Source organism: Aphanizomenon sp. CS-733/32 (assembly GCF_028330045.1).
GTDB lineage: Bacteria > Cyanobacteriota > Cyanobacteriia > Cyanobacteriales > Nostocaceae > Dolichospermum > Dolichospermum gracile.
On the sequence record NZ_JAQMSE010000121.1, the window covers coordinates 1 to 21,544 of the forward strand.

Here is a 21,544-nt window from a genome sequence, read left to right on the forward strand (position 1 = left end):
TCAGGTGAGTGTGGGCTTCTCAGTGACTCCTCTATGAGGACATTAACTGAGCTTTAAGACCGTGCGCCCCACGGTTCTTTGGTTTTGAGATTTGTTTTTTGTTTTGTAGGCTGCATTTCTGCATTTAATTGGACTACACCCACTTTTTTATAATAACATAAAATCAATATTTTGTTCGTTTCGTCGCTGTAGCCTTTTGGTTTTAGTGTCCAAAAACAAATTTGGAATGATATTGCAGGTACAGTGGGCTATAATTATGATAACTTTAACAAGTTTGCTGATCGCGTTAGATGGCGGAGAGAAAATAACTGGTTGCGTTACTCAGACCTTACCTTCAATATTAATGCACCAAGAGGACATTTACCAAATACACCTCCAGAATATACTAGCGTTAGTTTTCGCAGGATGATACCTCTTATTTCACCTTGTAAGCTGTAAATTTTAATCGCTTATTACTCTATTTACCTAGTTAAATAAATAGCTATATAATTTTACCAAATCATCCCCAAATTCAAAACAAAACCCTTTAAAACATCTTCCCCTGAAACCGTAGCAGGAGAATCCAAAACCTCAACCTCCTTACCAGGTCTATAAATCTCCACTTGACGAGATTTCCGATTAATTAATATACCCAAACGTACACCATTATCTATATATTCCTTCATCTTTTCCTGTGTAGTCTTCAAACTATCACTAGGAGAAAGTAACTCAATGACAGAATCAGGACAAATAGGAGGAAACTTTTGTTTCTCCTCATCAGTTAAAGCATCCCATCTTTCTAACTTGATCCAAGAAGCATCAGGAGAACGATCTGCACCATTTGGTAACTTAAAACAAGTAGAAGAATCAAAAACTACACCCTCCTGATTTTGCTCATTCCAAATCCAAAGTTGAGCAGTAATACCCGCATTACGATTTCCTGTTTCTCCTCCCGTTGGTGGCATAATTATTAACTCTCCATTTGCATTTCTTTCAAATCTCAATTCGCGGTTGTTTTGACATAACTGAAAAAACTGCTCATCAGTCATTTCTATTAATGATTTCAAATTGACAGTTAAAGCATTCATGGTCATATCCTCATTGAATGTTCAGAGAGAAAATTTAACTATCTCATATCCTAATTATATATTATTAGTTGCCAATCAATAGCAACTAACCCATAAGCGATTCCTAGGACGTGCTTCGCTATCGCCGATGGAAATACAGATTTAATTGTTACTTTCTATCAACGATAATTTACGTTTATTTTCCATACATTCACGCAAATAAAGATTAATTAAATTCAAATAAGAAATACCTGTTTCTTGAGCTATTTCTTCAAAGTATTGAATAATATCCTTTTCTAAATCAATTGTAACTTGTTCTTTTAATTGTTTAGAATAGGGATTTTTGACGGATTTAGAAAAATCATAATTTTCTCTCATAGGAACTCCTGATATTGTTTCTTCGGCTTTTTGTGAATCCCAAGTAAATTCTAACTTATTCATTATTATACTAAATTTTAAATTTCTATTCCTAAAATTTACATTATGATTATGTCACAAGTTACGGGATTATTAAGGCGATCACATTAGGTCTGGGTATAGGCGATCGCACCCCACATCCCCAAACAGCGATTCCTAGGTCGCGCAACGCTTACGCACACAACCACACTAATTTTCAACGAACTGCTTGCAGCAGCGCTTCGCTATCGCACTCCCAACTTATTCCTAAATTTTTATCACAACCAATTTTCTAATTTAAGTTCTTCAATTCTTAATAAATCAGAATCATTAGAAACGAGAATTAAATCACGGACAATTGCTGTAGCTGCTATTAAAACATCAGCATCTTGGATAGGAGTACCTTTAGCTTTTAATTTGGCATGAATTTCACAGGATTTTTGAATAATTTCTAAATCATCTAAAAATAATGTTTGATATTTTTGAAAAAAAATATGAAATTCAGACAATTGCTTGACAGCATTAATAGATAAAAGTCCTCTCTTGATTTCATAATAAGTAATGCAGCTAATAAATACCATTCCTCCCTGAATATTGACTTCTCGGAGTTTATTATCCACAATGGCATTCTTTTTCAAAATGTAACTAACGATATTTGAATCCAGTAAATAATTCACGGTTTTATTTTCCTGCTACTGCTGCATCAAAAATCGCTATTTCTTCTGGTGTTAAATCGTTTAATGTCCCAGCAACAGCTTCTAATACAAGAATTTTATCAATTCTTCTGGTTAAATCATGTTCTTTAATTGCTCTCATTTCTTCTGGGGAGAATCTGCTAAATAATTCCATTAACATTTGGGTCATTTCATATTGATCTAACTTCACCATGTAGAAGCTACTACCCCGAAATAGTTTATCTACAACATGAGAAATGCGTTCTGTTAGTTGTTGTTGATAGTCGGTTAATCGTTCTTGCATGATGTTTACTCTATTTGTACTTTGGAAAAATCTAATTCTTATTCATATTATATCGTTCAATAAATTAATTTTTTAACCCACATTCCGCACCCTGGGGTGTCACATGGTATTATCACTTAATCGCTCACAACTAGCTAAGAGGCATATTAAATATCAGGTTCTGCTATCTGATTTGGATCATATCATTTTCTTAAATCTAGCCACATTGAGTAGCTATTTAGATATCGCTCACAACCACCCAATTTTAAACGAACTGCTTGGAGCAGCGCTTCGCTATCGCTCACAACTACCCCATTTGAGGCGAACTGACATATTCCCAACATCCGGAAAAAGCGATACCTATGTCTTTGACAGGTTAATCAGAGAGAAATTACAGCAAAATTCAGGAGTCACCGAGTCAGGAATAAAACTTTTTTCCCTGAATTAGAAGCACCTCCTGATAACGAAAAGCTGTTGGGTTTTATACTTCAACCCAACCTACGGGAGAGCGCTCATACTATTAGTAATAGTCCAAATATCCACTAAAAGCAATAGTAAAGTACAACCAAATAAAATGATATACATCCAAGGTTGTGAGAAAGGGTTAACATCATGAGTATTAATATTAGTTTTTTCTTGAACAATCTTAAGTAACCGAGATAAACCAGCTATACGCATGGGTAATAAATAACCTTTACCATCATGACTGATAAAATAATAGACTAATCCACCTTGACCAGTAGTACGTGGTTTTAAATCTTTAATATCTGACCAGAGCAAAGACCAACCAGGAAGCAAAAAGCGTGGTATCCACACTGGATAAGTGACTTGAATTTTTTCCTGATCTGCTATCACTCTTTCCGAAAGTACAGCATATAAAATTGCAAACCCAGTGATAATTCCTATGATTAACAATGATGGGGGAACAGAGGCAGAAGTAATTTTAGCTAAAATAGGTAAAGGAACTGTTAAGGCTATATATAATGTTAATAATGTGATCCGAATGATGGGGGATAAGTGAAAAATAGAATTTGCAGTCATGGCAGTTATTGAAAATGAGGTTAGCTATATTTATGATAACTGATTTTATTTTATTTTTGTGATTTTACTGTTTACAGCTTTTGAATAGAATATGACTTTGTTCTCAACAAAGTAAGAAATATGTTACCAAAAATTGATTAAGCATTTGCTGAATTAGCAACAAAATAAATAGTTCTAATTCTCGAGAGAAAAAAGTGCTAGTTGTTTAGATATCTCTTGACATTTGAGTTTATTTCCGGGAATTAACTTGAAAAGACAACTCCCAAGTTCTTGTGCAAGTAATACAGGAAGTGCATTATTATCATACAGCGATCGCCTATAAATTTCTTATCCTTTGCGATTTCTTGGTGGCGCTTACGCGAACTGCTTGCAGCAGCACTTCGCTATCGCTCACAAACCCCTAATTTTAAACGAACTGCTTACAGCAGCGCTTCGCTATCGCACACAACCCCCAATTTTAAACGATTCCTAGGTCGCGCTTCGCTATCGCCCTCCCAACTTATTCCTAAATATCGCACTATGGAAAATTTTTGTAGAATCCTTCGCGACTTTCTATTTTGAGAATTTCAATAACTTCTTCATTCCAGAAAATCCCGATACGGTAACTGTAATCAAATTTAATGCGATAGTATCCTGAAAAGCCTTTTAGTGGTTCAAGATCAGGGATTTCGGATAGTGTTTCAGAAGTTTCAATTGCTTCAATACATTTTCTAACTTTTGCAAGAATTTTTTGGTCGTTAATTTTATCTAGATCTTTTTTAAAGCGTTTGGCAATTTCATACTTCATGAAGGCAAACTCTCCAAAAGAGACTGAGACTCTAATTCAGATAAAAAGCCTTCTTTGCGAGAATTTTCACAAGCTAAATATAAAATAAAGTCTTCCAATTCAGACGAATTATTTTGAAATAAAAGCTGTAAAAAACCTTGTCGAATTTCTAGGGGCAAGGTTTGAAACAGGCTATAAAAACCTGTGCTAGTTAGCAAAGATTCTCCAATTTCTGCTTGACTCATGGTTGTTTTTTTCCTTGTCTATGACGGTCTTTATTTAAATTATATCGCCATTAAGCTTTATAAAAAAATCAGCGACCGCAATTTTAGACGATTCCTAGGTCGCGCTTCGCTATCGCACACAACCACCCTAATTCTAAATGAACTGCTTGCAGCAGCGCTTCGCTATCGCACACAACCCCAATTTTAAACGATCGCCTATTTTTCTTGATTCAGAGGTGAACACAGATAAACGCGGATTAACACGGATTTTTTGTCTGAATCAGGATGTCCAGGACTTGAGGATGTACAGGATGTAATTTATCTCAATTTTTTCATCGAGTTGTACTAAATCCTTTCCCGGTTTGGCAGCCAGCTTCAAAAGAGCATTTTCAGCCGCGTTGAGACGTTGTTCTAAACCTCGGAGTTGAGAATTAGCGAAGTTTTCGGAGTCTTGTTTGCCCAATTCTTCTACGACTCTGGCCAGTCTATCATCACTGGTATCTTTTTCTTCTATTTTCCATCCTGTCGCTAATTTCAATACCTGTTTATGTGCTTTTACCCATCTTTCTACTGCACATAAACGATGATCTGGCTGTGTGATAATGTATGTCGTCTATTCGCTCTGAACTTATTTCCACTGTTTTATTCCCCTTCCCCTCAACTCCCCTGATAATACCCTACTCCTCTCCCGCTTCAATCCTTCCTTCGCTCTGTGGAGAACAAAATCTCTGTCTTCCTTTTTCTTCAAGACTTTAATTCCTGTTGTCTATTCAAAATCAGCGAACGGACAGTTTACAAATAGCCAACCATAATTATATTAAATACAGTGTCTCCATCTAAACTCACTGAGTATGACCGCATCAACAGCCGTAAATCCTTATTTAGCGGGCAACTTTGCCCCCATAAACACCGAAATATCTACTGATACCTTGGAAGTTATTGGAGAAATCCCTCCAGCATTATCAGGGATGTTTGTTCGTAATGGACCCAACCCGCAATGGAGTCCTCTTGGTCAATATCACTGGTTTGATGGTGATGGAATGTTGCATGGTGTCCAAATTAAGGACGGGAAAGCCACCTATCAAAATCGCTATGTGAGAACTAGAGGATGGAAGATTGAACATGAAGCGGGTAAAGCTGTGTGGAGTGGACTTTTAGAACCACCGCAAATGGACAACCCTCACGGACCGGGGAAAAATACCGCTAATACAGCTTTGGTGTGGCACAATCAACAGCTTTTAGCACTATGGGAAGGAGGTGCGCCTCATCACATCAACATTCCCGATTTAGCAACTATTGGGGAACATACCTATAATGATAAACTGGTTTCCCCCTTTACCGCCCATCCCAAGGTAGATCCCGTCACTGGGGAGATGATGTTTTTTGGTTATGGTTTGAGACCACCTTATCTACAATATGGCGTAGTTTCCGCCCAAGGTGAGTTATTACGAACAGTACCGATAGAAATACCCACAGCGGTGATGATGCACGATTTGGCCATTACGGAAAATTATACCATTTTCATGGATTTACCTCTGACATTTAGTGTCGAGCGAATGCAGCAGGGAGAACCAATGATGATGTTTGAGAGCGATCGCCCCAGTCGTTTTGGTATAATGCCTCGTCATGGTGACAACAGTAATATTCGTTGGTTTGAATGTCCCCCTTGCTACGTCTTCCACACCCTCAACGCTTACGAAGCCGGAGACGAAGTGGTACTTATCGCTTGTCGCATGAATTCTACTAATGTCCTGGTTTCTGACAATACACACCGTGAGGAAAAAGGAGACATTCCTTATTTACACCGTTGGCGTTTTAACCTTTCTACAGGTGCAGTTACAGAAGAAAAACTAGATAATGTACCGGGAGAATTTCCCCGTGTCAACGAAAACCTGTTAGGGAGAAAAACCCAATATGGCTATGTAGGAAAAATGGCAAATAGTCAAAATCCCTTATTTGATGGTCTAATCAAATATGATTTTGAAAATGGTACGTCCCAAACCCATGAATTTGGTAAAAATCGGTATGGTGGAGAAGCCGTATTTGCACCTCATCCTCATGGTACTGCTGAAGATGCAGGATGGTTAGTAACATTTGTTTATGATGAAAATTCCCAAACATCAGAACTCGTAATTATTAACGCCCAAGATATCACCAGTGAACCCATAGCGCGGGTAATGATTCCCCAGCGTGTCCCCTACGGATTTCACGGTATTTGGATCTCGTAATTAGGTAGGTTAGGTTGACGTATGTTACCCAACATTATTAATCCTTTTGTTGATTAATCTTTTTGTTGATTAATCTTTTTGTTGGGTTGCGCTGTCGCTTAACCCAACCTACATTTAGATTATTTAGATCATTTTTTAAATTGGTATTATTTTCTATTTAGGGCTTGCTGAAAAAATGTAAAACGTAAATGAATCAAAGGTTTGAGGTTGATAAAAAGGAAAATAGGTGCAAGGTTTTTGAGGGGGGTAGTACCAAAACGGAGTATTTTACCTCTAATAAACTTAAAAGTTTGGGAATGACAGATACCTGAAACTGTCCCCGTGGCGTAGCACCTGTCACCTCCCTTCACAGACAACTTTTTCAGCAAACCCTATTTAGTAGGATTTTTCTCAACTAAATAAGCAAACTTTTTTAATATTTCCCAATACCTTTCACCTGCAACAAAGGATAAATCATTGTAGCTGGCTTTATCTACCCAAAAAGAAAGTTTGGGAGATGATACAGCAGCAAATAATTTTTCTCCATGACTAAAAGGAATAATTTCATCAGATTTACCATGAATGATCAAAACTGGATATTTGACTTTTTTGATTTTGTCGAGGTTAGTAAATTTATCAAATGGTAAAATTGGTACAGGAACAACTACTCGAAAAATAGAAGTAAAGCTACTTTCAACTATTAACCCAGCTACAGGGTTTTTAGATGCTAAATCTACGGCTGAACCACCACCAACGGAACGCCCAAAAACTATAATTTGTTGAGGAGAAATCTTTAATTTTTGGATTAAATAATTGTAAGCAGTATCAATATCTTGATAAGCAGCTTTTTCTGTAGGAGTTCCTTCACTTGTTCCATAACCGCGATAATCATAAGCAAAGACACTAAAACCCAAATCTCGGATTTTTTGTAAATGTGGTTTTATATATCCCAAATCTTCAGCATTACCAGCGCGGAAATACACATAGACAGCAAAAAACGCGTAAATAAAAATGAGAGATTTTAACATTCGCTTCCAATTTAAATCGCCGATAAGCAATTTTTTTAATTGCTGTTTATCCATGATAGAGAAATAATAAATTACAGCGATTTTCGGGTAAATTCCGTAGGTTGGGTTGACGCAAGGAAACCCGACATTATTAATCTTTTTGTTGATTAATCCTTTTGTTGGGTTGCGCTGTCGCTTAACCCAACCTACAATTTTATTAACATCAAATTACATATCTTCTTGATATTTTACTAGCAACGTAGGAATGTAATCATAGCCATCAACACCAATAATAGCAATCATATTCTGGCGATTTTGTTGGAGTAATAATTGAAATTTGTCTATACCCATTTGTCCTCTAATAATTGTCAATAAAGCAGCGGGTTGTCGCCATTCATCAGAGGCGATTTGCTTTAAAAGATACATTCCTAAACTACCAGAGTAAACTGCTTTTTCGTAATTAGCTATCATATAATTAGCTTCAGCTAAATAGGCTAAATTACGACCTTGTAAATACAAATCGCCAGAAATTTGGGCAATTTTAAAGGCATTTTCTAAATATTTAATTGCTGTGGGATATTGTGCAGTTACTAAATAAGCAATTCCTAGACTACTAAAACATAAAGCTTGACTTTGTAAATCGTTTAATTTTTCTGCTAATTTTAAACCTTGTTCTAGATAATTAATCGCAGATTCATAAACTTCCGGTTCACTAATTTCTGTTTGCTTGGCTTGCATAACTTCGCTATAACCTAGATTTACCAAAGCATTAGCTTCTCCAGTTTTGTCTCCTGTTTGTCTACTAAAAATTAATGCCCGTTGACTATAATTAATGGCTTCACGATAATTTTCTTGTTGTACACAAGTCCGACTTAGGTGATTGAGATTGGCGATTTCACAGGCTTTATCTCCGGCAGTTCTAGCTATTTCTACGGCTTGTTGATGAAAATCAAGAGAGCGATCATATCTGCCCAAACCGCGCTGAGAATACCCCAATAATGTCAAAATCCGGGCTTTTTCTTGAGTACCTTCGGCAGAACGCAAGGGGGCATCTAAATAATCTAAAGCATCCCGTAAATAACTACCGGAAAATGAGGCAAAAATCCCACCGTAGAGAGGAAAATAAGGACGTTGGGCAAAGGTTCGCAAAATTTGCAGCATGATTTGGGATGCACCATTGCTATAGATTATGGCTTGATTTTGAAAACCACTAGCTAATTGACTCCAAATTACGGCAAAGGTTAAAAATGTGGAAATAGATAATTTAGGACCTGCTTGAATATCATAAGCTTGTTGATGGCGAAGCGCTCCGTAGGAATCAAACCAATTAATTAAACCCCTTTGCAAAAACTGTAAAACTATTGTTAATTCTACCCAGTTACTCAAACTAATTTGCTGTTGTTGTTGAGCAAATTCTAGGGCTGATTGTTCTTTTGCGAGAATCTGAAAAAATGCTTGGGGAACTTCACTATTAACTACTTTAGACCAACTTGCCCAAGGACTATTTTCTCCAGGTATACCACCAAATCCTAGAGAACTTTTGGGTTCATACATCCAATTCAGTAAATTTGCTTGGATTCTTTGCCAAGAAGCGATACCACGATTAATCCCGTCAGCAATTTCCTGAAAATCTTGATTAGCACTGGCAAATTGTTGTAAAGATTTGGCTAACTGTTGAAGTTGGGACAAATTTAAGGGATACTTCAAATTGGGATCAGTAGCTCGTAGTAAAGCCGTTAATCGCTCATCTGCGGTGGCTGTGGTAATTTCCCGCATAGATAGGGATATCGCTTCAGTGGCTTTATTTTGTTCTTGCCACCGTTGCCATTGAGTTTGGATAGTTTTAGCCGCGCGTAAACTCCGGGTAGCCTTGGCTTTTTTCAGTTCATCGGTTTCCGAGTCTACCTGAGATTGTATGATATTGAGGCGATCGCTCAAAACTAATTCAAACACCTCCCCAGTCCCGGAAGTGATACCTTTGAGCAGCATTTGATAAACCTGCTCTACAGAGCTAATTTTACCCTTGAGAGTGGTTTCGATAATATCGTTAATTAAAGCGAGATAATGCTCGCGCAATGGTAAAGGGTCTGACACTTTAGCTAATAGAGAAGATCACAACAATTCTCATTGTAGCTGTTGCAGGTTGAGAGATTGAGGATTGACTGTGATTGTGCGATTCGTTGTTAGCTGAATCACGGTATCCAGCAGGCATTCCCAGCAGTTTCTCACTCCGAAAACAAATACTTCAATGTCAAAGGTGAAAAATCACCCTATGACGGAGACTTAACTTACTGGAGCGAACGCAACAGCAAGCTATATGACAATCACACCTCTAAAGCCCTCAAACGGCAAAACCATAAATGTGGTCATTGTGGGCTAAAAATGCTTACTAAAAACCTTGTAGCAATTCACGAAAGCTGCCACGATTATATTCATATCAGCAAAAGCGAAAGTTAAGAACATCGGGAGCCGTGTACACGGAAACGGGTACGCACGGATCTAAAAGAGAGGGGCGGCAAATAATATTCCCCCTCGACTCTACCAAAATTAAAGTCCGAGATTGCTAACGGGTGTATTTTTTTTGGTAATCTAAACTGGCACTTTTAGGGTTTTTCATAGTCGTGACACCCTAACTGTGGCAAAACAAGTGATTAAAGAGAATTTTATGGCGCTTATAGTTCAAAAATACGGTGGTACATCTGTTGGTTCAGTCGAACGGATTCAAGCTGTGGCGACGCGGGTTGAAAAAACTGTCAAAGCTGGCAACTCTGTTGTAGTAGTGGTTTCGGCAATGGGTAAAACTACTGATGGATTAGTTAAACTAGCTAATGACATCTCTAAAACTCCTAGTCGTCGGGAAATGGATATGCTGCTTTCCACAGGAGAGCAAGTTACCATTGCTTTACTGAGCATGGCATTGCAGGAAATTGGTCAACCAGCAATTTCGATGACTGGCGCTCAGGTAGGGATTGTTACCGAAGCAGAACACAGCCGCGCTCGGATTTTACATATTGAAACTGAACGCTTAATGCGGCAAATTAATAGCGGTAAAGTGGTTGTGATTGCCGGATTTCAAGGAATTAGCAGTACAGAAGCATTAGAAATTACTACTTTGGGACGTGGTGGTTCTGATACTTCCGCCGTTGCCATAGCCGCTGCTATCGCGGCAGATTTTTGTGAAATTTATACAGATGTTCCGGGAATTTTAACTACAGATCCGCGTCTTGTTCCTGAAGCCCAATTATTGACAGAAATCACTAGTGATGAAATGCTGGAATTGGCTAGTTTAGGGGCGAAGGTATTACATCCCCGGGCCGTGGAGATTGCCCGCAATTATGGCGTTCCCCTGGTGGTGCGCTCAAGTTGGACGGATCAGCCCGGAACTTGGGTAACAACGCCGTCAAGGCAAGATCGGGCGTTAGTAAATTTAGAATTGGCACGGCCAGTGGATGCTGTGGAGTTTGATATTCAAAAGGCTAAGGTGGCTTTATTGCGTGTTCCTGATAGACCAGGGATAGCCGCCCAGTTATTTGGGCAAATTTCCCAGGAAAATGTTGATGTGGATTTAATTATTCAGTCTATTCATGAAGGTAATACTAATGACATTGCTTTTACAGTAAATACTTCAATATTAAAACGGGCAGAAGCAGTATCCTTGGCTATAGCACCGATATTTGAAAATCAGCATAGTTCTGATGAAGCGGAAGTGATGGTAGAGAAAGATACTGCCAAGGTGAGTATTGTGGGAGCGGGAATGATTGGTCGTCCGGGGGTAGCAGCGCAGATGTTTACAACTTTGGCGGAAGCTGGTGTGAATATTCAGATGATTTCTACCAGTGAAGTTAAGGTGAGTTGTGTTGTGGATATTGGGGATTGCGATCGCGCTATAGCTGCTTTGTGTCATACTTTTGAAATCAACTCTTCTTCTACTTCCCTCTCCTGTGCTGCGACTCAAGCCCCTGCGGTGCGTGGTGTCGCTTTAGACATGAACCAAGCCCGAATTGCGATTCGGCAAGTACCAAATCATCCGGGTATGGCTGCCAAATTGTTTGGATTTTTAGCGCAACATAACATCAGTGTGGATATGATTATTCAATCCCAACGCTGTCGAATAGTAAATGGTGTTCCCGGAAGGGATATTGCCTTTACTGTGGCGAGAATGGATGCAGAAAATGCTCAACAGAAATTAAAAGCAGTTGCCAAAGAGTTTGATTGGGGTGAGGTAGTATTAGATCAGGCGATCGCTAAAGTTAGTATTGTCGGTTCTGGTATGGTAGGACAACCAGGTATAGCCGCCAAAATGTTCACAGCTTTAGCTAAAAATCACATCAACATTCAAATGATAGCCACTTCAGAAATTAAAATTAGTTGTGTTGTCGGACAGGATGAAGGTGTCAAAGCATTACAAGTTATTCACTCAGCTTTTGATTTAGCTGGAAGTGAAAAGTTTGTAGTTCCAGCGTGAACATATCCAGTCTGATTTTCCTCCTAATTGCTGCATTTGCAGAAATCTCCGGTTGCTACAGTTTTTGGACATGGTTAAGATGAGGAAAAAGCATCTTTTGGGTAATTCCGGGAATTTTCGCTTTGATCGTCTTTGCTGTGTCCCTCACTTTAAAATCTCACACAAAGGCGCAAAGGAAGACAAAAATGTAAGATGTCAAGAATAATTAACCGCAGATAAACGCGGATGAATTAATGAATTTTATGATTTTGTGCTGTTTTGTCTCTTATTAATAGGATTTACCATCACTACCAAAGTATTCCCGATAGGCACAAACTTGATTATCTCGAATATCAAAGGCAACTGCAACTCGATTTTTATAAGGATTACCAAATAAGTTACCTTCATCCCGAAATTCAAAAATCACTGTTTTTTCATTGCTAGTAATACTGTCTAAAGAGGTAATCTCAATTCCTAGTTGGAAGGACTCAGAAACATATTCAAAAAACTCCTTTGCTCGTTTTTTACCTACATTTAAACCGTGAAATTTTCCCATAGGAAACCAAAAGGTAAAATCATCTGCCAGCATATCTAAAAATGCTTGCCAATTACCAGTTTCTAAACCTTGTACAAAATATCCAAATGCCTGATTAGCAACATTTAAGGTGCGTTCTGATTGTGTAGTCATCTATGTATTCCTAATTTTTGACTTTTTTGATAAATTACCACGCCAACAGCATGGTAATTAAAATGATGCCAAATTATGCCAGTCTGCGTTTAATTTCCTCTACCAAATCTGCCAAAGCTACTTCTATTTGTTCACCACTTTCTAAATCCTTCAATGATGATTTTTGCGCTGCTGCTTCTTCCTCACCAATAATTACACAAAATCTAATTCCTTGCTTATCTGCGGCTTGAAATTGTTTACCTAAAGGGCGTTTTTCAAAGTTAGTCACAACATTAATTCCCCCTTGCCGTAACTGTTGAGATACTTGTAAATAAACAGGCATTAAATCCTCTTGCATATTTACTACTACAACTTGGGTAGGCGTGGCAGATAAAGTAGTCAGAATACCCGCTTTTAATAACCGGCTAATTAACCGAGTTAAACCAATAGAAATACCCACACCGGGCATTTTTTCCCCGATAAACATTCCCACCAATTCTTCGTACCTACCACCAGAACAAATACTCCCCAAAGCTGCATGACCTAATAAAGTAGTTTCGTAAACAGTTCCAGTATAATAATTTAAACCACGAGCAATAGATAAATCAATACAGAAACGTTTATCAGCAATTCCTAAATTTCTCACTCCATTAATTACAGTTTCTAATTCAGTAACCCCTACATTAAATTGTTCTGCATCTGGCAAACTTTCAGCCAGGTGTTTGAGTTTATCTAAAATATCATCAATGCTGCCATCAATTTTCACAAACTCAATAATTTTTTCCGTTTGTTCTGAGGAAATACCTTCTTTTTCTAACTCTTGTTTAACTTTAGCTTCACCAATTTTTTCCAAATTATCAATAATACTAATACAGGTTTTAATTTGGTTTTCAGCAACTCCTACTGATTGAAAAAAACCTGTAAGAATTTTGCGGTTATTAATACGAATGACAAAATCACCAATATTAATCTTTTCAAAAATTTCCGTGATAATTGCCGGCATTTGGGCATCATAAAGTAAACTCAGTTTACCACGAGCAACTACATCAATATCACATTGTCGAAACTGCCGAAACCGTCCATCTTTTGCCCGTTCACCCCGAAATACCATGTCCGTTTGATAACGAGCAAAAGGAAAAGTTAATTCATTTAAGTGACGGGCAATATACGCAGCAAGAGGAACAGTTTGATCAAATTTTAAAGCTCTAGCTTCTGAACCAGTTTCTCCAGATTTATCCTTTTCTGCTTGGCGATTTGGTGGTAAAATTGGCTCAATACCATAAATAATATTGTCACCTTGATTACCTTTAGCTTGTAGGACTTCTAATCTTTCTACTGCTGGGGTTTCAATGGGTGTAAAACCATAACTTTCAAAAACCTGACGAATAATATCTAGTAAATATACTTCTAGACGCTTTTCGCTAGGTAAAAATTCAGGAAAACCGCTAGGAGTAGAAAAGTTAATTTTGTCACTTTTGGTCATTTTTTTACCTTAATAAATGGGAAATCAACCACAGAATTACTATTTTACCCTTTCTTATTGAATTAATATTCGTTGGTAAATTTGATGATTTTTAAACCAGTGCCAAGTGCGGGCGCAATGATTATTGTCAGGACTAATCTGAATCATTTCATATAAGTATAAATCTGGAAATTGTTTATAACCAAACCATAGAATAACGCTGGAATCGTCAACTTCCCAAGCTTTACCTTGAATACGATTGGTAATTGGTAATTGGTAAAAACTTTTAACTAATCTCTATATCCCTAATCTTCATTATTAAACCACCAAGGGTCTTTATCAGTGTTAGTTTTAATCAAAAAGGCTTTTTTTCGCATAAAGCGTTTAAAGGCAGCTTTACCCATACGTGAACCTCCCAGACCAGAAAATTTAAAGGAGTTTTTCTCTCCTTCGTGCATTATAGCTGTTAAACCTGCATCATTAATACTAATAGCACCTACATCTATTTGCATACCAATTTCTAATGCTAACTCTTCTGATTCAGAAAATATAGCAGCACTTAATCCATAAATAGAATCATTAGCTAAATTTATCGCTTCTTCTATATTAGCAAAAGGCATAATCGGCATAATTGGACCAAATGTTTCTTCAGTCATTACTTTCATAGAATGGTCAACTTCAGTCATAACCGTAGGACGACACCACCAACCTCCACCTAATTCTTCTACTTTACCACCACAGTGAATTACTGCACCTTTAGAAACAGCATCTTGCAGATGATCATTAATAATAGCTGCTTGTTTTTCACAAATAATTGGACCAATTTCACCACTTTCAATAGTTGGGTATGCCAATTTCAATTCATGAGCTTTAGTTACTAATTGATGATAAAATTCTTCAAAGATAGATTCAGCAACATAAATTCTTTCAATTGATAAACAGGATTGTCCAGAATTCACAACAGAACCCCATAAAATTGCTGAGGTTGCTAAATCTAAATCTGCTGATTCTAAAACAATAGCTGGGTCTTTTCCTCCTAATTCTAAGAAAGCAGGAATAAATTTTTGGGCTGCCGATTCTGCCACTAACCGCCCAGTTTCCACACTACCTGTAAAACAAATTAAATCTACATCTTCTATTAAATCTGCTCCTGTTTGTCCTGCTCCTTCAACAAAATTTAAAACCTCACGCAATTGAGGAATTGTATTAATTGTAGTCATCAAAGGAGCAACAAAACGGGGAGTGATTTCACTGGGTTTAACTATTACAGCACAACCCGCTAGTAAGGCTGGAATTGTATCAATTGTAGATAACAATAGGGGGAAATTCCAAGGACTAATTACGCCAATTAGAGGATAAGGAACAGCCATTTGTTGTAAAGCAATAAAAGGAATAGATGTATTTTTTGCTGTCCCTTGTATTAATTGTGGAGCTAAATTACACCATTTATCAATACTAGAAATAAAAGAATCTACTTCTGTCACTGATGTTGATAATCTTCCAGTATCACTAACCAAAGCTTCTATTAATTGTGTCCGGTCTGATAATATAGCTTGTTTCCATGCTTTTAAAGCGGCAATTCTGCCTTCAATTCCTAATTTTTGCCAGATAATTTGTCCTCTCCGCAAACGGTGACATTGTTGGGAAAGTAATTTTGGTGGTGGAGGAAGGATGACATAATCAAATTTACCTGTGCGGGGGTTGCGGACTTCTATTGCTTTACTCATTTGTGATTAATTTAAATTTTATCTCTCGCAAAGGCGCAAAGGCACAAAGGAAGAAATACTATAAATACAGTATTTATTGTATTCTCAAAATAGTCCATTTAGAGTTATTTGTATGTCTGCTGCTCAAAAACTGCGTGAATTACTAACACGCACGGAAATTATCGTTATTCCTGGTGTTTATGACTGTTTGAGTGCAAAATTGGTGGAAAAGGCGGGTTTTGATGTCGCTGCTACCAGTGGTTTTGGGATTGCTGCTTCTACTTTGGGTTTACCTGACTATGGTTTTCTCACCGCTACAGAAAATTTCTATACTGTCGGGAGAATAGCTCAGTCAATTAATATACCTTTAATTGCTGATTGTGATACGGGTTACGGTAATGCTTTAAATGTGATGCGGACTGTTAAAGATGCAGTGCGGTTGGGTGTAGCTGGGATAATTTTAGAAGACCAAGAATGGCCGAAGAAATGCGGACATTTTGCCGGTAAACGGGTAATTTCCATGACTGAACAGGCGGGAAAAATCCGGGCTGCGGTGGAAGCGCGTGGTGATAGTGGTTTGGTCATTATAGCCCGAACTGATGCCCGTGCGCCTTTGGGGTTGGAGGAAGCCATTGCTCGTGGTCAATCATACATCAATGCTGGTGCAGATGTCTTGTTTGTGGAAGCTCCCCAATCTGTGACAGAGTTGGAAATTATAGCCGCTGCTTTTCCTGATGTGCCATTGGTAGCAAATATTGTGGAAGGTGGGAAAACTCCGGCTATTTCTCCCACTGAATTGCAGAATTTGGGTTTTACAATTGTCTTTTTTCCTCTGACTGCATTGATGGCTGTAAGTGAGGTAATGAGTGTTTGTTTTCGTCATTTAAAGAAACAGGGAAGGACCGATAATTTATCTGGTTTGATGAATTTTCAGGATTTTCAAGAATTGATGAATATGCCGCAATATTTAGCTATGGAAAAGAAGTATAAAGAATAAATTATTCGTTACTTTTCTGGTTGAAAGTTGATGAATAATGAATTATATTGAAAATAATGCAATATAATCTCTGTTTTCCCCGTTCCCTTTTAGCAACTGGTAATTTGCCATAACAAGTACCTAAGAGCTAAACATTTCTCCCTTGACATTCAATCTTTCTGACTTCTAAGCTATTATTTGGACACTACAAGGCGGCGGATAACTGCAAAACTTACCCTGTAACCTTTTTGTATTCTGTCTTGCGTTAATACTCTGTTCCTAAAATAAGTAAACGGATAAACTATGATGGCTTTAGAAACACTCAATTCAGTACCAGTAACCGTTTTGACTGGCTATTTAGGCGCGGGTAAGACTACATTATTAAATCATATTCTTACCTACGAACACGGTAAAAAAGTTGCCGTTATTGTGAACGAGTTTGGCGAGGTAGGTATTGATAATCAATTGGTAATTGATGCAGATGAAGAGATATTTGAAATGAATAATGGCTGTATTTGTTGTACAGTTCGCGGTGATTTAATTCGCATTATTGGCAATTTAATGAAACGCCGAGATAAATTTGATCATTTAGTAATTGAAACCACCGGTTTAGCAGATCCTGCACCTGTAATTCAAACGTTTTTTGTTGATGAAGATTTACAAAGTCAGTTGTCATTAGATGCGGTAGTCACAGTTGTTGATTCCAAACATATTTGGCAACATTGGGAAGCTGACGAAGCTCAAGAACAAATTGCTTTTGCTGATGTAATTTTGTTGAATAAAACTGATTTGGTAACACCGGAAGTTTTAGATGAATTAGAAACTCGTATCCGCTCAATGAATGCAATGGCAAAAATCTACCGCACCCATAATTCTGAATTAGCAATGTCAGCTTTATTGGGAGTCCAAGCATTTGATTTAGATCATGCTTTAGAAGTTGATCCTAATTTCTTAGGAGAAGATGCTCACGTTCATGATGAAAGCGTCTATTCTGTAGCCATAGTATCAGAAGGGACGATCAATGGTGAAAAATTAAATGCCTGGATGACAGAATTACTCAGAAATCAAGGTCTAGATATTTTCAGAATGAAAGGAATTTTAAATATTGAAAATGAAGATAATCGCTTTGTTTTCCAAGGTGTACACATGATATTTGATGGTAAAGCAGATAGACCTTGGAAAGTCAATGAAACTCGCAAAAATGAACTTGTATTTATTGGTAGAAATTTGGATGAAGCCCAATTAAAGGCAGACTTTTTTGCTTGTATGAGTTAGATAGATGACAAATTGAATTAGAACCCCAATTTCTTCGACAATTAATACAATTGAGGGCGGGGAAACCCCGCCCCTACAGGTTTGGCGAATTGCTGTAAAAATAAAATATCAAAACTATGAGCTTAACAAATAGTAAATCTCCAGAATTTGCACAACATTATTCCACAAAACTTGCAGATTATGTCACCGCTTTAGCTTGGTCTGCTGACGGTGAAATACTTGCAGCTAGTTCGGCTGCTGGAGAAGTTGTTTTATGGAAAAATGGTGAATTAACTAATTTACAAACAGCGACAGATAAAGCAGTAAATTGTTTGGCCTTTTCCCATGATGGTAAATATTTAGCTATTGGTGGACAAGATGGAAATGTGAAAATTTGGTGGGAAGATAAATTAATTAGCACTTTAGAAAATGCCCCGATTTGGGTTGACCAATTAGCATGGAGTCATACCGATAACCAATTAGCTTTTAGTTTGGGTCGTTATGTGCAAATTTGGGATGCAGATACATCAAAAGTTGTGGCTACTCTCAATTTTAATGATTCCTCTATTTTGGGAATTGATTGGCGTAAAGATGGCAAATATTTGGCTATTAACGGATATAAAGGCATAAAAATTTGGTCTAGTCAAGATTGGGATGATGAACCATTTATTCTTCCTCTGTCTACTGTCAGTACAGCAATGGCTTGGTCTGATGATGGTAAGTATTTAGCATCTGGAAATATGGATCGGACTCTGACTGTTTTACAATGGGAACATCCTGATCCTTGGGTGATGCGGGGTTTTCCAGGGAAAATTCGCCATCTAGCCTGGTCAGAGATAAAAACTCCTACAGATGCGCCCATTTTGGCTGTTTCTAGCGTTGATGGCATAGTAGCATGGGAAAAGTCGGTAGATGAATCTGTAGGCTGGGAGGCGCAAGTATTAACTAATCATCTGGATATTATTAATGCGATCGCTTTTGCACCCCAAAGTTTTATGCTTGCTTCTGCTGGTGCTGACGGTTGGCTATGTTTGTGGAATGAAAACAAGGAAGTTTCACAGATTTTTACTGACACTGAAGCCGGGGTTTCTACTCTATCTTGGCATCCCCAAGGACAATTATTAGCCGCCGGTGGTGAACAAGGTGAATTAATAATTTGGTCAACTTCTGGGGAGAATATTTAAGTTCATATCCTCAATTACAGTGACATTAACAAAAGTGCCTTTTCATCAAAAACAACATTGATTTTTAAGATGAAAAGTAACAATCTATTAACAGGATTTATTTATCACCGATAATTTTCTACAATGGTGAAAAAGACTTTTATAAAAGGTGCAAGTTAAGAAAATGTCTAAAACTGTTGCTGAAGTGATGAGTCGTGATCCTATCCTCGTCCATCCTCAAACTCCCTTAAAAGAAGCTATCCAAATTTTGGCAGAAAAACGAATTAGCGGTTTACCTGTAATTGATGACGCAGGTAAATTAGTGGGAATTATCTCCGAAACAGACTTGATGTGGCAAGAAACTGGTGTGACTCCTCCTGCATATATTATGATTTTGGATAGTGTGATTTATTTACAAAATCCTGGTGCGTATGAACGAGATTTACATAAAGCTTTAGGACAAACAGTAGGGGAAGTGATGAGTAAAAATCCCTTGACTATTTCTCCTGATAAACCATTAAGAGAAGCGGCAAAATTAATCCAAGATCACAAAGTTCACCGTCTCCCAGTCCTTGACAGTGCGGGTAAGGTCATTGGTATTCTAACTCGTGGTGATATTGTTCGCACTATGGCTGCTGACTAGTAGTCTGTGAACCCGAAAATGACGGGTGAAGGTAAGCAGGGGAGGTAGGGGAAGTAGGGGAGGGAAGAACAGAAGTTTTTTCCGATCATTACCCGTCAAAATAAATTTGACGAACTACTAGGTGTGGGGAAGTAAGAGCAATATTCTTTTACAACTGACAAAGGACTATGAAATGAGTGTATCTGCTGATAGTATAAAAGAGTTACTGCGTTCTGACAATTTAGGCGATCGCTTGCGTGCAGTTAACCAAATTCGGGATCTAGAACCACAAATCGCTTTAGAATTAGTCCAAATTGCTATTCAGGATAAAAGTGCGCGTGTCCGTTATGCTGCTGTCAGTCAAATGGATACCCTGGGAACACAGGATTTATCCTTATCCTTGACTATTCTACGGGGTTTACTACATGATCCTGAAGCAGATGTCCAAGCCGCCGCCGCAGACTGTTTAGGTGCGCTGAAATTGCATGACGCATTTGAAGACTTACAAAAGCTTTACCAGGAAACACCAGAATGGCTAGTCCAGTTTAGCATTATTGCCACATTGGGAGAATTAGGAGATCCACGAGCCTTTGAATTACTTACCCAAGCACTGGCTTCCGATAATGGTTTAATTCAAACTGCGGCTATTAGTTCCTTCGGTGAATTGGGAGATCCACAAGCAGTTCCCCTCCTAGTTCCATACAGCACTAATTCAGATTGGCAAGTGCGTTACAGAGTTGTGCAAGCCTTAATTCGTTTGAATAGTGATGAAGCTAAATCTATTCTAGAAACTTTGGTGAATGATGAAGTAGAAGCTATTTCCAAAGAAGCAAAAGCTGGTTTACAGTTAGTCTAATTTAGTAGTTGCGTTTACTATATAAGGCGCAACTGCTCGCCTAGTTCTATTAAATATCCTGATTTTTGATTGATATAAAAATTTTGATAGATCGTTTCCAGGAGTTATCATGCTGAATATTTATTCTCATTTACATTTTCATTGAAAGTTAAAAGATGGGGTCAAAGGTGCGATTAATAAAATCATGGAATATAATGGCTGTATTATCGCTGATAGTGTGGGTTTAGGAAAAACATTTGAAGCTTTAGCCATTATTAAATATTTTGAGCTATTGAATTATAAAGTCTTAGTGTTATGTCCTAAAAAATTAAGAAGTAATTGGACAATTTACCATGCTGCTAATAATAGTGAATTAAATATTTTAGTGGAAGACAGATTTAACTATACAGTCTTGTCTCATACAGATTTGAGTAGAGATGCGGGATATTCAGGGGACATTAATCTAGAAACCTTAAATTGGAGTAATTATGATTTAGTAGTGATTGATGAATCTCATAACTTTCGGAATAATACCAAAGGGAAACGAGATGAAGATGGAAACGTGATTAAAAAAAGTCGCTATGAACGTCTGATGGAGGACATTATAAAAAAAGGCATTCCTACTAGAGTCTTAGAGGTTGTTTGAAAAGTTTTAGGTTGTGATTTTAGGTACTTACAGATCCCCCCTAACCCCCCTTGTTAAGGGGGGAAATAGAGTCAAAGTCCCCCTTGTTAAGGGGGATTTAGGGGGATCTGAAAAAATTTGATACA

Annotated in this window: 21 protein-coding genes and 3 pseudogenes; 10 read left to right on the forward strand and 14 right to left on the reverse strand. The window is 37.7% G+C overall.

From position 1 onward, the window contains the following. Positions 1-207: 207 nt before the first annotated feature. A pseudogene (locus tag PN471_RS23435) lies at positions 208-438 on the forward strand (GUN4 domain-containing protein); the annotation flags it as partial. Between the two features lie 53 nt (positions 439-491). Here the strand turns inward: PN471_RS23435 and PN471_RS09200 are convergent. The 8 genes from PN471_RS09200 to PN471_RS09235 all read right to left on the reverse strand — a co-directional run bounded on the left by PN471_RS09200 (position 492) and on the right by PN471_RS09235 (position 4,968). After that, positions 492-1,067 carry a Uma2 family endonuclease gene (locus PN471_RS09200; protein WP_271776585.1) on the reverse strand — a complete coding sequence of 192 codons (576 nt, stop codon included), beginning with the start codon at positions 1,065-1,067 and terminating at the stop codon, positions 492-494. A gap of 141 nt (positions 1,068-1,208) precedes the next feature. Next, the gene (locus PN471_RS09205; protein ID WP_271776586.1) at positions 1,209-1,487 is read right to left on the reverse strand and encodes an antitoxin; all 279 of its coding nucleotides are present in this window, start codon (positions 1,485-1,487) and stop codon (positions 1,209-1,211) included. A 233-nt stretch (positions 1,488-1,720) separates the two neighbouring features. Beyond that, positions 1,721-2,119: a type II toxin-antitoxin system VapC family toxin gene (locus PN471_RS09210; RefSeq protein ID WP_271776587.1), complete on the reverse strand. Its 399-nt coding sequence runs from the start codon at positions 2,117-2,119 to the stop codon at positions 1,721-1,723. A gap of 4 nt (positions 2,120-2,123) precedes the next feature. Next, positions 2,124-2,420 (reverse strand): hypothetical protein, encoded by a 297-nt coding sequence (locus tag PN471_RS09215; protein ID WP_271776588.1) that lies wholly within the window; start codon positions 2,418-2,420, stop codon positions 2,124-2,126. A 477-nt stretch (positions 2,421-2,897) separates the two neighbouring features. Next, positions 2,898-3,440 (reverse strand): hypothetical protein, encoded by a 543-nt coding sequence (locus tag PN471_RS09220; protein WP_271776589.1) that lies wholly within the window; start codon positions 3,438-3,440, stop codon positions 2,898-2,900. 517 nt (positions 3,441-3,957) lie between these two features. Beyond that, positions 3,958-4,227, reverse strand: coding sequence for a type II toxin-antitoxin system RelE/ParE family toxin (locus PN471_RS09225; RefSeq protein ID WP_148761461.1), 270 nt, complete (start codon positions 4,225-4,227; stop codon positions 3,958-3,960). Beyond that, positions 4,224-4,451 carry a hypothetical protein gene (locus PN471_RS09230; RefSeq protein ID WP_148761459.1) on the reverse strand — a complete coding sequence of 76 codons (228 nt, stop codon included), beginning with the start codon at positions 4,449-4,451 and terminating at the stop codon, positions 4,224-4,226. The genes PN471_RS09225 and PN471_RS09230 overlap by 4 nt, the downstream gene beginning before the upstream one ends. 259 nt (positions 4,452-4,710) lie before the next feature. Beyond that, positions 4,711-4,968 carry a hypothetical protein gene (locus PN471_RS09235; RefSeq protein WP_271776590.1) on the reverse strand — a complete coding sequence of 86 codons (258 nt, stop codon included), beginning with the start codon at positions 4,966-4,968 and terminating at the stop codon, positions 4,711-4,713. Between the two features lie 313 nt (positions 4,969-5,281). Between PN471_RS09235 and PN471_RS09240 the strand changes: the two genes are divergently transcribed. Then, the gene (locus tag PN471_RS09240; protein WP_271776591.1) at positions 5,282-6,658 is read left to right on the forward strand and encodes a carotenoid oxygenase family protein; all 1,377 of its coding nucleotides are present in this window, start codon (positions 5,282-5,284) and stop codon (positions 6,656-6,658) included. Positions 6,659-7,029: 371 nt separating this feature from the next. On the opposite strand, the gene PN471_RS09245 is transcribed toward PN471_RS09240, so the two are convergent. Next, positions 7,030-7,719, reverse strand: a complete 690-nt coding sequence (locus PN471_RS09245; RefSeq protein ID WP_271776592.1) for an alpha/beta hydrolase — start codon at positions 7,717-7,719, stop codon at positions 7,030-7,032. 153 nt (positions 7,720-7,872) lie between these two features. Further along, on the reverse strand, positions 7,873-9,738 hold the full coding sequence (locus PN471_RS09250) for a tetratricopeptide repeat protein (RefSeq protein WP_271776593.1): 1,866 nt from the start codon (positions 9,736-9,738) through the stop codon (positions 7,873-7,875). Positions 9,739-9,843: 105 nt separating this feature from the next. Between PN471_RS09250 and PN471_RS09255 the strand changes: the two are divergent. Together PN471_RS09255 and PN471_RS09260 are read left to right on the forward strand one after the other, a co-directional pair. Then, positions 9,844-10,101, forward strand: a pseudogene (locus PN471_RS09255) (RNA-dependent DNA polymerase); the annotation flags it as partial. Between the two features lie 208 nt (positions 10,102-10,309). Then, positions 10,310-12,109 carry an aspartate kinase gene (locus tag PN471_RS09260; RefSeq protein WP_271776594.1) on the forward strand — a complete coding sequence of 600 codons (1,800 nt, stop codon included), beginning with the start codon at positions 10,310-10,312 and terminating at the stop codon, positions 12,107-12,109. A gap of 268 nt (positions 12,110-12,377) precedes the next feature. On the opposite strand, the gene PN471_RS09265 is transcribed toward PN471_RS09260, so the two are convergent. The 4 genes and pseudogenes from PN471_RS09265 to PN471_RS09280 form a co-directional block, all read right to left on the reverse strand. Further along, positions 12,378-12,776: a nuclear transport factor 2 family protein gene (locus tag PN471_RS09265; protein ID WP_271776595.1), complete on the reverse strand. Its 399-nt coding sequence runs from the start codon at positions 12,774-12,776 to the stop codon at positions 12,378-12,380. 73 nt (positions 12,777-12,849) lie between these two features. Then, complete coding sequence (gene hisS, locus PN471_RS09270; RefSeq protein ID WP_271776596.1) at positions 12,850-14,238, reverse strand: histidine--tRNA ligase; 1,389 nt, start codon at positions 14,236-14,238, stop codon at positions 12,850-12,852. A gap of 54 nt (positions 14,239-14,292) precedes the next feature. Further along, positions 14,293-14,481, reverse strand: a pseudogene (locus tag PN471_RS09275) (DUF3598 domain-containing protein); the annotation flags it as partial. A 41-nt stretch (positions 14,482-14,522) separates the two neighbouring features. Continuing rightward, a complete protein-coding gene (locus tag PN471_RS09280) occupies positions 14,523-15,944 on the reverse strand; it encodes an aldehyde dehydrogenase family protein (protein ID WP_271776597.1) in 1,422 nt (473 codons plus the stop codon). A gap of 112 nt (positions 15,945-16,056) precedes the next feature. Between PN471_RS09280 and PN471_RS09285 the strand changes: the two genes are divergently transcribed. From PN471_RS09285 to PN471_RS09310, 6 genes are all read left to right on the forward strand, one after another. Continuing rightward, positions 16,057-16,920 (forward strand): isocitrate lyase/PEP mutase family protein, encoded by an 864-nt coding sequence (locus PN471_RS09285; protein WP_193894811.1) that lies wholly within the window; start codon positions 16,057-16,059, stop codon positions 16,918-16,920. A 282-nt stretch (positions 16,921-17,202) separates the two neighbouring features. Continuing rightward, the gene (locus PN471_RS09290) at positions 17,203-18,174 is read left to right on the forward strand and encodes a CobW family GTP-binding protein (RefSeq protein WP_271776598.1); all 972 of its coding nucleotides are present in this window, start codon (positions 17,203-17,205) and stop codon (positions 18,172-18,174) included. Between the two features lie 116 nt (positions 18,175-18,290). Continuing rightward, positions 18,291-19,337 carry a WD40 repeat domain-containing protein gene (locus PN471_RS09295; RefSeq protein ID WP_193894815.1) on the forward strand — a complete coding sequence of 349 codons (1,047 nt, stop codon included), beginning with the start codon at positions 18,291-18,293 and terminating at the stop codon, positions 19,335-19,337. A 163-nt stretch (positions 19,338-19,500) separates the two neighbouring features. Next, positions 19,501-19,959: a CBS domain-containing protein gene (locus PN471_RS09300; protein ID WP_271776599.1), complete on the forward strand. Its 459-nt coding sequence runs from the start codon at positions 19,501-19,503 to the stop codon at positions 19,957-19,959. 172 nt (positions 19,960-20,131) lie between these two features. After that, positions 20,132-20,794, forward strand: a complete 663-nt coding sequence (nblB, locus tag PN471_RS09305) for a phycobilisome degradation protein NblB (protein WP_271776600.1) — start codon at positions 20,132-20,134, stop codon at positions 20,792-20,794. A 184-nt stretch (positions 20,795-20,978) separates the two neighbouring features. Continuing rightward, entirely contained in the window at positions 20,979-21,419 is a 441-nt protein-coding gene (locus PN471_RS09310) for an SNF2-related protein (RefSeq protein ID WP_271776601.1), read from the forward strand. Positions 21,420-21,544 lie beyond the last annotated feature (125 nt).

Coding starts and splice junctions, on each gene's coding strand:
- PN471_RS09245 (WP_271776592.1), bottom strand. CDS start 7,719: ATGGATAAACAGCAATTAAAAAAATTGCTTATCGGCGATTTAAATTGG.
- PN471_RS09290 (WP_271776598.1), top strand. CDS start 17,203: ATGATGGCTTTAGAAACACTCAATTCAGTACCAGTAACCGTTTTGACT.
- PN471_RS09220 (WP_271776589.1), bottom strand. CDS start 3,440: ATGACTGCAAATTCTATTTTTCACTTATCCCCCATCATTCGGATCACA.
- hisS (WP_271776596.1), bottom strand. CDS start 14,238: ATGACCAAAAGTGACAAAATTAACTTTTCTACTCCTAGCGGTTTTCCT.
- PN471_RS09280 (WP_271776597.1), bottom strand. CDS start 15,944: ATGAGTAAAGCAATAGAAGTCCGCAACCCCCGCACAGGTAAATTTGAT.
- PN471_RS09260 (WP_271776594.1), top strand. CDS start 10,310: ATGGCGCTTATAGTTCAAAAATACGGTGGTACATCTGTTGGTTCAGTC.
- PN471_RS09205 (WP_271776586.1), bottom strand. CDS start 1,487: ATGAATAAGTTAGAATTTACTTGGGATTCACAAAAAGCCGAAGAAACA.
- PN471_RS09230 (WP_148761459.1), bottom strand. CDS start 4,451: ATGAGTCAAGCAGAAATTGGAGAATCTTTGCTAACTAGCACAGGTTTT.
- PN471_RS09200 (WP_271776585.1), bottom strand. CDS start 1,067: ATGAATGCTTTAACTGTCAATTTGAAATCATTAATAGAAATGACTGAT.
- PN471_RS09265 (WP_271776595.1), bottom strand. CDS start 12,776: ATGACTACACAATCAGAACGCACCTTAAATGTTGCTAATCAGGCATTT.
- PN471_RS09285 (WP_193894811.1), top strand. CDS start 16,057: ATGTCTGCTGCTCAAAAACTGCGTGAATTACTAACACGCACGGAAATT.
- PN471_RS09310 (WP_271776601.1), top strand. CDS start 20,979: ATGGAATATAATGGCTGTATTATCGCTGATAGTGTGGGTTTAGGAAAA.
- PN471_RS09240 (WP_271776591.1), top strand. CDS start 5,282: ATGACCGCATCAACAGCCGTAAATCCTTATTTAGCGGGCAACTTTGCC.
- PN471_RS09215 (WP_271776588.1), bottom strand. CDS start 2,420: ATGCAAGAACGATTAACCGACTATCAACAACAACTAACAGAACGCATT.
- PN471_RS09295 (WP_193894815.1), top strand. CDS start 18,291: ATGAGCTTAACAAATAGTAAATCTCCAGAATTTGCACAACATTATTCC.
- PN471_RS09225 (WP_148761461.1), bottom strand. CDS start 4,227: ATGAAGTATGAAATTGCCAAACGCTTTAAAAAAGATCTAGATAAAATT.
- nblB (WP_271776600.1), top strand. CDS start 20,132: ATGAGTGTATCTGCTGATAGTATAAAAGAGTTACTGCGTTCTGACAAT.
- PN471_RS09300 (WP_271776599.1), top strand. CDS start 19,501: ATGTCTAAAACTGTTGCTGAAGTGATGAGTCGTGATCCTATCCTCGTC.